General features: G+C 65.6%; 1 pseudogene. It reads left to right on the forward strand.

Annotated features, from left to right (window positions below):
- Window positions 1-352: pseudogene (locus tag GSQ95_RS25965) on the forward strand (conjugative coupling factor TraD, PFGI-1 class); the annotation flags it as partial.

A 352-nucleotide genomic window follows, 5' to 3' on the forward strand; every position in this document is an offset into this window, starting at 1 on the left:
GCGGCCTGCGGTGGAGCTCTACACGGTGCAGGTGTGCTTGGCGATGGCCTTCCTGTGCGTGTTCGCGCCCTGGGCCGTCGCCCTGACCCCGCTGTTCGGCCTGGTCACGGCCGTCGCCGTCCTCGGCTTCGGGATCTACCGCTTACGCCAGGCGCTGCGCGTGTTGCGCTACCGACGCAACATCCGGCGGCTGTCGTTCTACAGCATGACCAGCAAGGAGATCCCGGTCAGCAACGAGCGGCTATTCGTGGGCAAGGGCTTTCGCTGGGAGCAGAAGCACACCCAGCGCCTGGTTGATACCTACCTGCCGCAGTACGCGCCCTATGTCGAGCCGTCGGAATGGACCAACAAG

This window comes from Pseudomonas sp. BAV 4579 (genome assembly GCF_009765395.1).
Lineage (GTDB): Bacteria > Pseudomonadota > Gammaproteobacteria > Pseudomonadales > Pseudomonadaceae > Chryseomonas > Chryseomonas aestiva.